The sequence below is a fragment of the Nostoc sp. C057 genome, assembly GCF_013393925.1.
In the GTDB taxonomy this organism is placed as follows: Bacteria; Cyanobacteriota; Cyanobacteriia; order Cyanobacteriales; family Nostocaceae; genus Nostoc; species Nostoc muscorum_A.
The window spans coordinates 1,004,890-1,017,741 of the sequence record NZ_CP040281.1; the positions used below are offsets into that span (position 1 = coordinate 1,004,890).

Sequence of the window (12,852 nt, forward strand, 5' to 3'; positions counted from 1 at the left end):
TGCGCGAACGCAGACTGGCTAACGCTGCGCTATCCGCCACTCGCACAGAATTCATTCTGAATTCTGACTCCTGACTCCTGAATTCTGTTCGATAAAAAGAGGAAGAAGATGATTCAAGACAAAGTTGTAATTATTACCGGCGCATCATCAGGGATTGGTGAAGCAAGTGCGAAATTGCTTGCCAACAAAGGAGCTAAAGTCGTATTGGGTGCGCGACGCGAGCAGCAATTGAGACAACTGGTTGATGAAATTCAAAAAGCTGGCGGACAAGCAGTCTATCAAGTGATGGATGTGGTTAACCCATCTGATAACGCCCAGATAGTCAAACTTGCCAAGGAAACATTTGGAAGCGTCGATGTTATTTTCTTGAACGCTGGCATAATGCCAACTTCTCCACTTTCTGCATTGAAAACTGATGAATGGCATCAAACGGTTGATATCAATATTAAGGGTGTGCTAAATGGTATCGCTGCTGTGTTGCCAACGTTTATTAGCCAAAAATCTGGGCATATTATCGCAACTTCATCGGTGGCTGGATTAAAAGCTTATCCAGGTGGTGCGGTGTATGGTGGGACGAAATGGTTTGTACGCAATTTCATGGAAGTTCTACGCATAGAATCTGCTCAAGAAGGGACTAACATTCGGACTGCGACCATTTATCCTGCTGCAATTAACACGGAGTTGTTAAGTCAGATTACTGACCCAGATGCGGCTGAAGCAATGACAAAGTTGTATGAACGATATGGCATCTCACCTGATCGAGTAGCCAATGTTGTGGCGTTTGCGATTGACCAACCAGAAGACACAAACGTGAACGAATTTACGATTGGCCCAACCACGCAGCCTTGGTAAGGATAGTGCTGGCGGTTAAGACTGAGTGCGATCGCTGTCCGGTGGGACTACAACCTTTAACGCAAAAACAGGAATTCAAACAATGCAAAAACGAAAACTGGGAAACAGTAATCTGGAAGTCTCGGCTATCGGGCTGGGCTGTATGGGAATGAGCTTTTCCTATGGCCCGCCCAAAGATACGCAGGAAATGACCGCTCTTCTTCGGGTCGCTATTGATCGCGGAATAACATTCTTTGACACCGCCGAAGTCTACGGCCCGTTCACAAACGAAGAACTGGTGGGCGAAGCCCTCGCTCCCTTCCGGGGGCAAGTGATCATCGCCACCAAATTCGGGTTCGACATCAGTCCGAATTCTGATCCTCGCGGGATGAAGGGTTCACCCGGATTGAATAGCCGACCGGAGCATATTAAGGAAGCCGTGGAGGGTTCGCTCAAGCGACTCAAGGTCGAGACAATCGACTTGCTCTATCAGCACCGAGTTGACCCGAACGTGCCGATCGAAGATGTGGCAGGGGCAGTGAAGGAACTGATTCAGGAGGGTAAAGTGAAGCACTTTGGACTTTCTGAAGCAGGAGTGCAAACGATTCGTCGCGCGCACGCAGTTCAGCCGATCACTGCTCTACAGAGCGAATACTCGCTGTGGACGAGGACTCCTGAAAAGGAAGTGATACCGACCCTTGAGGAACTCGGAATTGGCTTTGTCCCGTACAGTCCACTGGGCAAGGGCTTTCTCACGGGCAAGATCGACGAAAACGCCACCTTCGACAGTTCCGACTTCCGCAGCACCCTGCCTCGCTTCACCCCGGAAGCGCTCAAGGCGAATCAAGCCTTGATTAATCTTCTTGGCAGCATTGCAGAACAGAAACAGGCGACACCTGCTCAAATTGCGATCGCCTGGCTGCTGGCGCAGAAGCCGTGGATTGTTCCGATCCCAGGCACCACAAAGCTGCATCGCTTGGACGAAAACATTGGCGCAGTCTCAGTCGAACTCACGCCCGACGATCTACGTGACATCGATGATGCCGCCTCCAAGATCACGGTGCAAGGCGCTCGGTATCCTGAAAAGCTGGAGCAAATGACCGGTCGTTGAGCGGCAAAAAATAGTCATACAAATGGTCAAGAGAATCATCTAGCTGCCATTTCGAACAAGCTAGAGCATAATACGCTACATCTATGCCTGAGTAGGAATCTTGCGGTTTCTATCTCAGGCATGGTATTAGAGTCGTAGGACAAAAGCTACTTTAAATATGCGTATTTTTTTAGAAACATTAATATAATGCTCTTACTATGAGCATCTATCAATCTCTCAAAAAATCTTATACGCAACCCCGTCGGCGTGAAAATGACTGGCGATTGTTTTTGCGTCTAGTGCCTTATGCCCGTCGTAACGGACAACTATTGGCGCTGTCGATGTGCCTACTCATACCCATCGCGCTAGCTAATGCCGTCCAACCTCTGTTGATTGGCCAAGTTATCTCCCTAATTCGCAATGAACCAAGCGCTTACGAATTTCTCAGGAATCGCCCCTTGTCCGAAGGGTTAAATATCCTGGAGGGATTGTTGTTTGTGGCGATCGCAATCCGATTGATTTTTACAGGCTACCAGGGTTATTTAGTACAGAAGCTAGGGCAACAAATCACCGCCGCAATTCGCCAAGACTTATTTCAACACGTAACATCTCTAGCAGTACGCTTTTTTGACCGTACACCCGTAGGTAAATTAATCACCAGAATCACCAGCGATGTGGAAGTCTTAGGCGATGTCTTTTCCACTGGGGCAATTGGCATCGTGTCCAATTTGTTTTCCATGCTGGTGATTTTGGGTTTAATGTTTTCCATCGAATGGCAACTGACTTGTTTGCTGCTATTAATGCTATTACCAGTTACCTGGTTAATTGTTTACATTCAGCAACAGTACCGCAAAGCCAATTACAAAGGGCGGGAAGAACTTTCTATATTGAACTCACAGCTACAAGAAAATGTCCTTGGCATTAACGTAGTGCAGTTATTCCGCAGGGAAAAATTTAATGCCGAACTGTTTCGTGCCACCAACAGCCGCTACACTCAGCAAATGGATCAAACCATCTTTTATGATTCATTTATTTCAGCAACCTTAGAATGGATTGGGCTGATTGCGATCGCAGCTGTTTTGTGCATGGGTGGTTGGTTACTGTTAGGAAAAAGTATAGCTTTTGGGACTTTATCGGCATTTGTCTTGTATGCCCAGCGATTATTTGATCCTTTAAGAGATTTTGCCGAAAAATTTACAGTAATTCAAGCTGGTTTTACTGCCATTGAACGCGTAGGCGATATATTAGATGAACCGATAGAAATCCGCGATCGCGCCAATGTGCGCTTCTCAATATTTGATGCTAAATTCGGCTACATAGATGAAATCGTTGCAAATCTAGAATCCCCAGATATTACTTCCCCGCCTGAACTGGGAGAGATTTGCTTTGATCATGTCTGGTTTGCTTATAAAAATGATGATTACGTAATTAAAGACTTAGATTTCACCATTCGTCCTGGTGAAAAAGTGGCATTAGTTGGCCCCACCGGTGCAGGCAAAACTTCGATCATCCGGCTTTTATGCCGTCTCTATGAACCCACCAAAGGACGCATTCTCATCGATGGCGTAGATATTCGAGAAGTCCCACAGGCAGAACTGCGGCGCTACATGGCAGTAATTTTACAAGAAGGCTTTTTGTTTGCTGGCGATGTTAAAAGCAACATTTCTTTAGGAGATGGCTATACCATTGAACAGATTCAACAAGCAGCAGAGCAAACCAACATTGCCCAATTTATAGAAGAACTACCCCAGGGTTATGATACTCAACTTCGAGAACGGGGCACAAATATTTCTAGTGGTCAAAAGCAACTTTTAGCCTTTGCGCGGGCTGCTATTCGCGATCCACAAATTTTGGTGTTAGATGAAGCTACCGCTAGTTTAGATGTTGGCACAGAAGCTTTAGTGCAAGAGGCATTAAACCAGCTAATGCTCAGACGTACCGCCATTATTATCGCTCATCGCCTGTCTACGATTCGCAATGTAGACCGGATTTTTGTTCTCAAGCGTGGCGAATTAATCGAACAGGGAAGTCACGATGAACTACTGGAACAGGGAGGGCTTTATGCCACTTTGCATAACTTGCAGATGTTGGGAAGCTAGGATATTTTCAGAATAAACAGTTTTTAGGGTTTATGCGGGCCAACTATTTGAGCCTCTTCCCAAAACTGTTAGACCAAAGCCAGTTCAACCGACGAGCCAGACGTTTGGAAGGAATGCTGGAAGAATTAAGACGTTTCTGGGTCGTGGAGTTGGGAGCCATCTTTGAGCGTACCCTACTGTTGGATACAAAACCAGTACCAGTAGTGGGTTACAAGCGAGATAAACTCAGAAGTGATTTTACAGGCAGTCCTGATTATGGGTGGTGTGCCAGTCGGAAAATGAACTACTTTGGTTACAAATTGGTACTCATCAGTACTCTCAACGGTATACCCTTAGTTTACTCTTTAGTGCCTGCCAGTACTGATGAACGTCTTGCCGCCGAATCAGTTTTAGGCTGCGTTCGTGGTTGTCGTATCTTGGCTGACAAAGGATTCATTGGTGGTCAATGGCAGAGCGATATCTCCAAAACTACAGGTAATCAGATTTTCACCCCCTATCGAGCTAACCAATTACAACAACAGCCAAAAGCAATTGATTGGTTTATTAAATAGCTTGCCAGAACCTCTGGAAGGCGTATTTAACGAGGTACAAAATACCGGACGTAATTTGGAACGTCTGCTGAGAAAGAAAGTTGATGCTCTGTGCGTCCATGTTGCCGCTAAAATCACCAGTCATACTCTACGTCTTTTTCTGCGTCAGCGTTTTGGTATTGATGTCCTTACTCTTTGAACTAAATTGTCTCAATTTGGTAGTAAGCCCCGACTCCATCGAACTACTTACACCCAAGAGTGCGAAGCGCCTCCCCCAGCGCACGCGCAAGGGAGAGGCAAAGAAGCATATAAAGTCCTATTTACTGTCCGTTCGTTTATTCTGTAACTAATTGCTTACGTTTACGAAGAGACGTGATACCGAAAGCACCTAAGCCTAAGATACCAATCATGGAGGCGGGTTCGGGAACAGCTTGGGTAACTACATCAAATTTGAAATTGGGGCCAATCCTACCATTACCTGCTGTCAGGGTTGAAGGAAAACTAAAGCCTTGGGATGAACCATTTCTGGCGCTACCGGTGAGAGTAATTTCTGGAGCCGTATTTACAAATCCGGGAACAGTATAAATATCACTAAATGGACTAGTTATTGCAGCACCAATAACGTATGACATTCCAGCAAGAAGATTGACTGACGTAATATCCTGGTAACGAAAGCTTCCAGTTAGTGGACTGGTGGTTTGGACAGTTGTTGAAGCTAGTAAATTCCCGTCCGATGTCCACAAACCAACTAAGTGGGATTGTGATAGAGGATTCGCAAGAGTTTGATCGTAAAAACCTAATGCAGTAACCGAGAGGTTGTCATTAGCAGTAAATGACCAACCAATTGTTTGATTTGTACCATTAAAAGCTGGGAAGTTAGATCCACCAGCGAAACTCTGTATCGCTTCAGATGCGTATACAGATGGTGCAGAAACTAAAGCTGTTGTCAGGATGAAAGGAGAAGCTATTGATAACTTTTTTAGTACATTTACGATTGTCACGATCTTATTTCTCCGATAAACATTTAACATTCGAGACTCTCCACAGCAATGTAGCCTTTTTATACTAAAATGCCAATAATTTTCAGCAAATTCACGCAACCTTTAAATAAGGGCTAGTTTATTTAGCGCAATGCCTTCCTCAAAAGAAGAAGATATCTGACTTTTCACGGCATATAGAAAAGCTCATTTTAAAGATTTCCTAAGCCCTGATTTTTTCTGTTAGCTCTTTTCATTAACTCAAAGCTATTGAGAATTAGCCCGTGGAAAAAGCCACGCTTTTTCGAGGTTTGAGGGCTTACCGTGAGAAGGTGTAGATCAAGATTCCCTTGCATTGATACCGCGCAACGACCAATTATTTTCTGAAAACGGGGACGCATAATCTGCGACTCGCTCCCATCCCCACTTATAAGCAGTGTCAACTAGAATTTCTTTCCCATTTCGGAACTTAATAAATTCCTGCCCGTGGTCGTAAAATATGTCTGCAACCAGCTGATTACGCTCGTGGTGGTATGCCGATTGTTACATCCTATGGGCCAAGATTAAAAACTGAGGAATTAAAGGCATTAGTTACTGCTTAGAGGCGGCGTAATACGATCAGCATTAGGAATAAAGTCAACAACTATCACTCTTCCATCAGCAACCAGCGCCTTTTTAATTTTTCTCAGTAATTTTTCACACATCACCACATCGAAATGATGTAAACAATTACAAACGGCTTGATTGGTAAAGCTTTTAGCTTTTCTTAGTGCTATTCGAGTAAGGGGGAAAGGGAAAAAGTAGAAACCCTTCACCTTTTGCCTTTCCCCTTTACCCGACTTTTAGAGTCCTTATTTGCTTGGTGAACTACCACTGAGATTTTTTAAAAAACTAATCGAAGGAGAGAAAAAATATTCCCCACCTTTGAGAGTGACAAATTGACCAAATTGATTTTCGTCGGGAATTTCGGGCTTGACTGTAGATTTACCCCACTGTGATGGCCAATTTTTTGGGGGTTTAGGAGCTTCATTAATCACTGGATCGGCTTGCTCACCCAGTTTTTGACCGATAACCGCGTCTAATCCCGTTTTATCATAGTTTGGATTTGTGCCACCAGAAATACCAGGTTCAAGGAAGTTGGGATTATTACACCAAAAACGCTGAATAAACTCAAACTGCTCCCAGATATCTGATTGGTAGCACATGAAAAGTAATCCAACTCCATTGGTGGGAAGATCATCTAAATTATCAGAACTGCTGAGAGGTCCTCCATAGGTAATACCACGTCGAGCAATTCTGTGTCCTAGTTCTTCCTCCTTCGACTTAGCGAAAGGACCATCTGCTTTCACAGATTCCAATCGGGGATTACTTTTACGGATATGGGCATGAAAAGGACAAGTCAAACCCAACTTATCACCTTGATAATTGAAATCGTTGGGGATAGCGGGTTTGTTTGTGTTCGCCCAAGCACCGTCACCAGGTTGCAGGACAATAGGTGAACCATCCTCGTAACGTCCCACCGCCATCGCTCCTGCTAATTCTCTTGGCAGTCCTAAGCTTTCTCCTAACTTAGCTTCAGCAGTTTTGAAACCTTGCACATTCTGTTCGAGTTTGCGAAAAACTAAGAAACTGCCAAAACTAACGTCTGCCGTCTTGCCATTTGGGTCGGGAATTAAAACCAACTTTAAAGGAGCAGCTGGTTCCCAGAAACGAGTTCCTTTTAGGCTTTTCTCTCGTTCGTACTGTTTTTTAAGAAAGATAGGTTGACTAACACCATCAGCATAACCAAAGTGTTCGACAACTACACCGAACTCATTACTAGGGTTAGTCGTATCGGCAGTATCAAATTTGCGTCGTAAGGTAAGCCCACGCTCGATGGTTCTGACTGTGGCGATATCTTTGAGTTGTTCAAGAATTTTAATTTCCTGAGCGATTAATTCCGCCGGATCATCGTTAGCAAGGAGCAAAACTGCATCAATTGAGTTTTGAAATCCACTTTCCCAGTTACTCGTAGGCGGATCAAGAAGAACTGAGGCACGATTTTTCATTCCTTCTTGAAAAGAATTGGCGTAAAATGGAGCTGTTCGTTTTTGTGGGTTTGCTCCTGTAGGTATTTTGTTTACTGGGATGCCGAGACGAGCATAACCACTAGTACTCAAAGCAAAATGGGTGAATAAACCCGCATCAACTTTCTCTCGTTTATAGCGTTCTGTTCCATCCAATTGGGCTTTAGCTGAAGTAACCTCTAATCTAGCAATCCACTTTTTGACGTTTTCGATCTGATTGGGTTTATCGAAGGCGATAAAAATATGGGCAGCATGATCTCGTCCATGCCCGTTAAGGATGTTTCCTTGTAAGTCCTTGAGAACATCTGCAATTTTGGGATTATCTTGATCAATTGGCCCTGAATTGGTCGTTAAATCTAATGGCATAGTTATTATATTCTCCGTGTTTTACAATTCTTTAATGCGGATATTGCGGAACTGAACAATTTCGGTGTGGCATTGTAGGGCTATATAACCTTCCCTCTGCTTTGGTGCAGCAATAGTAGTGTTAGATACTTTCTCACCATTAAGAACTACGACAATCGAATCGCCTTGAACAGTAATCTCGTAAACATTCCAAGGCCCATCAGCTGTAAATCTGGGACGGATTACCTTACTCATACCCTGTGCTGCGGGAGCAAGAGTATAAATTGCGCCTGTCTTCTCACGGAATCCCCCAAATATTGATTGAGGATTTCTATCATCTCGATAATTCTTCCCAGTTTCATCGATTTGAATTTCTGTACAAGCTTCATAGAAAGAGTTGTCAAGGGATTTTCCTGTAGGATCTGGGATACGTAAAAATATTCCAGAGTTCGCACGTATAGAAAAGGCTTTCCACTCTAGACGCAGAACAAAATCTTTGAATTGCTTCGGTTGATAATAGAGCAACCCTAAAACACTATCTGCGCCAGCTTTCCCTGCTTCAATAATAGGAGGCTGCCCTAAAGGCTGTAAGGGTGTAAAGTTGGCAGCCCCAACAGAACGCCATACACCAGGAAAATTACCGTTGAAGAGAGATTGAAAGTCACCATCTTTGTCTTCAAAAGGCTTTTCTTCTTGATATCGCTTAGTAATACCTAAAGCTACTTTACGAGCCAGCGCTAACCCGGTAGGTACAGGATTCGCCGAGCCTGCTGTGGGGAACAAGGACTGATCGGCACAATAAGCATTGGCAACATGATGAAAGCGTCCATGCACATCAGTTACAGATGTCTCTGGATTTTCCCCCATCCAAAGAGTACCGCACTCGTGATAAGTAGTTCCTAAGCCGTCTTCAACAGCATCAACAAGTACGATATTGGGATTAGCGTTAGGTTCACCCTGTTTTTTGCCAGCTTCTTCAACGGTAACATTGGCTAACCGAGCAATGAATTGGAAAGCTGCTGCCCTCTGTGCATTACGAAGTTTCAATACCTCGTCCGTTTCCACAAGTTGAACATAGCCTTCTGGGTTGCCAAAACGGTCTTTAGCTGAGGGGCTGGTATCCATCCAACTAGTGTTGGCACTACGTACCCCGCTATATTCTACTGGCGCTTCTTTGTCGCCGAAATCTTCCCCACAAGTTCTTATCCCTACGGTGATCCATTCATTGGCATCTGGCTCACCTTTTAGTTGTTGGGCTTTCTCAAGTAGGTCATCGCGATCGGGTATCATCTGATAAAGAGAGTACTCGGCGTTATTGCCAGCATTGGGTGCTGCGTAAAATTGGAAATGAAAGCGTCCAGTGAGGTTATTGGAGTTTAAATCTGTTGCTGTACCCTCAATCTGTAAAGCTGCCTGCTGTAAAACTTTATCTTTGAAGATATCTTTTAACAATCCTTCTTCTTCTAAGATAGGTAAACTTTCGAGGTGGGTGCGGCGTATCTTCCAAAGATAATTACCTCGGATATGAACCATCAGGTTAGCTCCCATACGTTCTTTTGTAAGTAACGCTGGGCGAGGGAAAGAGTTTCTGGCTATGCGGGTTGAATTGACACAATTAGCGGCTAAAACTACCATCCCTTGCTCAGGAACTGTAATGTTTTGAACTATCTCGCCTGCACCAACTGGGTCATTAACAGCAACTCTTATGCCTCGGACAACTCCCTCTTGTGTTTCTAAATTTAGGACAGTAACGTTTGGTACTAAAAATAGATAGCGATTTTGATCATTATTGTTTGACCTTCCTATATCCTCCCGAATCGCACTCAACAGACCAGGTAGACTGCTATATTTATCTGGACTAAACAATCCGGATAATTCAGATTCAACTTTGACTGCGATCGGCGGTTGAAGCACACGATCAATTGAATAACTATCTACTGGGATGTTGAATGGAGTTAATTTACGAGAGCGTTTGAGTAAAGCTTCGTAAAGTCCGCCATAGATAAAGTCCTCTTCTTTGCCACGCCGATCAATATCGTAATCTGCGCCAATTTCTTGAGTGATAAAATCATAGCCCTGTTCGCTCTTCAAGAATGCAGAGACTGAGTTTGGCCACTGAACCAAATCAGCAGTAGTCAAGGAAGGAGACCAACCACCCCAAAAAAGACCTTTCCCACCAACACAACGATGATGAGGTCGGAATTTTCCGGCAAAATCGCGTCCAAATGGAACTCCTTGTCCCTCTGATGTACCATTTGCGTTAATGATTCGATATTGTCCTTCAGGTAGAAGACTGGCAAGAGGTAATTCATAAAGTCCTCCTAATCCCAAAGGTAGGTTTTGGAAATGTTCGTGAATCAAAAATGGGCCTTCTTGAAGAACTAAAATTTTAGGGCGAGGACGACCAGACCCAAAATTCTTTGTTTTGTTATATATATCGGTTGCAAAATATGCGCCATACATTCCCGATCCAACTACAATAACGTCAAAGCCACCTGGTACGGCTGCTAAAGCTTCATCTAGGGTATTGCAAACAAACCTGGAAAGGGCATCACGATTGAATGATGTATCCTGAATACCACCTGGTGCTATTACAGGTTCACCTGATGGATTAAGAAATTTAGCTAATTTTTGTAATGGCATATTGATTATTAGATTGACAACTTGAAATCTATGAAAGCAGTCTTTATGAGAAAACCTACGATGTTATCTACCTCTATTTTTTGATTCTGAGTAACACAATAGACACGTTTGTTGGAATAAATTTTGAGCCTGATTTCATATTGAAATATATCCAAGGGATGAGAATCTACGTTCAATACGTCAAGTCGCTTTGCTTGAATTAAAGACTCAAAAGTAGGGTTCCCCTTAACTGTCTTATCTGCTGATTTTTAGCTATTTATGCAAATTTTAGAAAAATCATCGATTTGTTTTTGACACAATTTATGTGTTATGGAAGGCTTGTTTGCATGAATCGAAAAAAGATACACCAATACTTGATTGGAGGGGTATATTAGTCTGCTATTTTGTAGATGCCCGGCTTACCTAACTGCATCATGCAGTTAAGCTTCAATTTCACAATGAACTGAATATAATTCCTTTGCCTGACTCATCTTCGGTTCTTATAAAACACAAGATATATAAAAGCGTTTCTTTTTTTTCATCCATAACACTGAAGTTCCCCTATTAATAAAGAGAAGGGTTTGATGAATCGTACTATTTACAATCTTTATAAAGCTACAAATCCACAAATATAGATTCCAGAAAATACTACCACCTTTTTAGCTAGATATTTGATGGTTTTATACTCTGTAAAAATAAAAATAACTTCTGTTGAAATAGACAATTTTACTAATTAGGAAAATCCTTATTTTATCTAAGGATTTTCCTTAGTCTCATATTCACTTTTTTGATTAATGCGTTTTTTAGTAGTATCAAAAGCTTCTATCTACCCAAGTGCTGCATAGCGTAAAACATCATAAATATTCAGTCGTTTCATCAGTTGCAATCGGTGTACTTTGGCTGTTTTAGGACTGATGTTTAATAAGTCTGCAATCTCTTTTGTAGAAAGCCTTTCTTTGATACCCTACCAGAGTCACTCAAAGACAAGATTACTAAACCTTCTCAGACTCGTTCGCTACTCCGACTGGTTAAAACTCCCGATAAGTTAGAGCAAGCTGTTGCGATGGCGTAACCGCCCGCCGTAGGCATCGCAGCCAAAGAAAAACCCTTCCCTACTGCCGCCGATTTTGCCAAAGCAGTACAACAGTTGCACCAACAACTAAACGCGCCGCAAAAAGCGAAAATCCTAAAACGCAACTGTGTAATTCTGTTACTGTCTCATCACAATTGCACCCTCGTTATGGGGATTCGGGAGTGATTGAAGCAGACGCACCAAATCGCTGGCAACAGATTGTTACCTTTGCTGATGGTGAGAGGCTGCTGATTAACAATGGGGATCTAGATGCCTCCAGTGTTCCATTCCCCAGAGAGCGGAACTATCCACCAGAATATACCGAAGCGATCGCAGGACTTAAGGAACAACACCAGCAGGAGTTAGAGCGCTTACAGCAGGAATTGAGGATTGGATTACAGTCAGAAGCCACAACCAGAGCCGAAGAACAAGTAAGTGAGCAAATCCAGTCTCTGCAAAACCTGTACAAGCAGCAGAAAGAGCAAAATATTCAGTTACAGCAGCGTTTGGATGAAATGGAGGGATTACGAAAACTGGAGATTGAAAACCAACAACTCCAGCAGCGCATTCAGGAACTAGAACGTGCTGTACAACAGCATCCGGTTCAACAGTGAGGGAATACCATGACCCAGCAAGCGACTAAAGCGTTGAACAAGCAAGTCAAGCTTGCCTTGGAGAAAACTATTGATTTGCGATCGCCTACGGCGGGCGGGTACGCCATCGCTAGCCCAGGAACCACCAAAGGAAAATGCCCAAGCATGTCTGCGGCTCATGGGCATGGCTTTGAAAAACTTAGCCAGTGCCATGAACAATACTCAGGCATTGGAGGCAGCAGCCCTAATTTTAGGTAGTGACCCGACACCAACTGCGATGGTCGAAGACCCGCCTTTGGCGATCGCATATCGAGCCGAGCAATTAGAAATGCTGGGCAGTGGCGCAAGAGTATGAGGTGATTAAACAAGATTATTTGGTGGAATTGACCATCCAGGAGACTGATTTAATTACCGTACTTCAAACGGCATCTACTGAACCTCCCATAATCGGGCTTGGTTCTATTGTTTCTCATGCTGACCCTTATCGCACTTTGTATGTTGCCAGAGGAGAAGTGATTCAGGATTTGGGAGATGAGGTAATCGTTGCATGGGATCACTTAAAACTGTTGATGGTGTTCAAACACAATACTGTTTAGGGAACCCTATATATATTATTAATAGAAAGTG

Annotated in this window: 12 protein-coding genes and 2 pseudogenes; 8 read left to right on the plus strand and 6 right to left on the minus strand. The window is 43.5% G+C overall.

Annotated elements, in window-relative coordinates; translation table 11 throughout:
• Positions 1–108 precede the first annotated feature (108 nt).
• From FD724_RS04175 to FD724_RS40580, 5 genes are all read left to right on the plus strand, one after another.
• Positions 109–852, plus strand: coding sequence for an SDR family oxidoreductase (locus tag FD724_RS04175; RefSeq protein ID WP_179071685.1), 744 nt, complete (start codon positions 109–111; stop codon positions 850–852).
• A gap of 82 nt (positions 853–934) precedes the next feature.
• Positions 935–1,942 carry an aldo/keto reductase gene (locus tag FD724_RS04180; protein WP_114084892.1) on the plus strand — a complete coding sequence of 336 codons (1,008 nt, stop codon included), beginning with the start codon at positions 935–937 and terminating at the stop codon, positions 1,940–1,942.
• A 197-nt stretch (positions 1,943–2,139) separates the two neighbouring features.
• Positions 2,140–4,020, plus strand: a complete 1,881-nt coding sequence (locus FD724_RS04185) for an ABC transporter ATP-binding protein (RefSeq protein WP_114084893.1) — start codon at positions 2,140–2,142, stop codon at positions 4,018–4,020.
• A 32-nt stretch (positions 4,021–4,052) separates the two neighbouring features.
• Positions 4,053–4,571, plus strand: a complete 519-nt coding sequence (locus FD724_RS04190) for a transposase (protein ID WP_242060641.1) — start codon at positions 4,053–4,055, stop codon at positions 4,569–4,571.
• Between the two features lies 1 nt (position 4,572).
• Positions 4,573–4,749 (plus strand): hypothetical protein, encoded by a 177-nt coding sequence (locus FD724_RS40580; protein WP_242060640.1) that lies wholly within the window; start codon positions 4,573–4,575, stop codon positions 4,747–4,749.
• Between the two features lie 136 nt (positions 4,750–4,885).
• Here the strand turns inward: FD724_RS40580 and FD724_RS41915 are convergent.
• The 6 genes and pseudogenes from FD724_RS41915 to FD724_RS41930 all read right to left on the minus strand — a co-directional run.
• Positions 4,886–4,978: pseudogene (locus tag FD724_RS41915) on the minus strand (PEP-CTERM sorting domain-containing protein); the annotation flags it as partial.
• A 162-nt stretch (positions 4,979–5,140) separates the two neighbouring features.
• Positions 5,141–5,581 (minus strand): annotated as a pseudogene (locus FD724_RS41920) (DUF4082 domain-containing protein); the annotation flags it as partial.
• Positions 5,582–6,114: 533 nt separating this feature from the next.
• Positions 6,115–6,231, minus strand: coding sequence for a hypothetical protein (locus FD724_RS41925; protein WP_114084935.1), 117 nt, complete (start codon positions 6,229–6,231; stop codon positions 6,115–6,117).
• Between the two features lie 147 nt (positions 6,232–6,378).
• On the minus strand, positions 6,379–7,959 hold the full coding sequence (locus FD724_RS04205) for a peroxidase (protein WP_179071686.1): 1,581 nt from the start codon (positions 7,957–7,959) through the stop codon (positions 6,379–6,381).
• A 21-nt stretch (positions 7,960–7,980) separates the two neighbouring features.
• Complete coding sequence (locus FD724_RS04210; RefSeq protein WP_179071687.1) at positions 7,981–10,581, minus strand: family 16 glycoside hydrolase; 2,601 nt, start codon at positions 10,579–10,581, stop codon at positions 7,981–7,983.
• A gap of 805 nt (positions 10,582–11,386) precedes the next feature.
• Positions 11,387–11,521, minus strand: a complete 135-nt coding sequence (locus FD724_RS41930; protein WP_114084936.1) for a LuxR C-terminal-related transcriptional regulator — start codon at positions 11,519–11,521, stop codon at positions 11,387–11,389.
• A 293-nt stretch (positions 11,522–11,814) separates the two neighbouring features.
• Between FD724_RS41930 and FD724_RS40590 the strand changes: the two genes are divergently transcribed.
• Genes FD724_RS40590 through FD724_RS40600 form a run of 3 tightly spaced genes read left to right on the plus strand, consistent with a single transcriptional unit; the run spans position 11,815 to position 12,821 of the window.
• Positions 11,815–12,246, plus strand: a complete 432-nt coding sequence (locus FD724_RS40590; protein ID WP_256874446.1) for a hypothetical protein — start codon at positions 11,815–11,817, stop codon at positions 12,244–12,246.
• 52 nt (positions 12,247–12,298) lie between these two features.
• Complete coding sequence (locus tag FD724_RS40595) at positions 12,299–12,580, plus strand: hypothetical protein (RefSeq protein ID WP_256874447.1); 282 nt, start codon at positions 12,299–12,301, stop codon at positions 12,578–12,580.
• Positions 12,564–12,821, plus strand: coding sequence for a hypothetical protein (locus tag FD724_RS40600; RefSeq protein WP_256874448.1), 258 nt, complete (start codon positions 12,564–12,566; stop codon positions 12,819–12,821). The genes FD724_RS40595 and FD724_RS40600 overlap by 17 nt, the downstream gene beginning before the upstream one ends.
• The last annotated feature ends 31 nt before the right edge of the window (positions 12,822–12,852 follow it).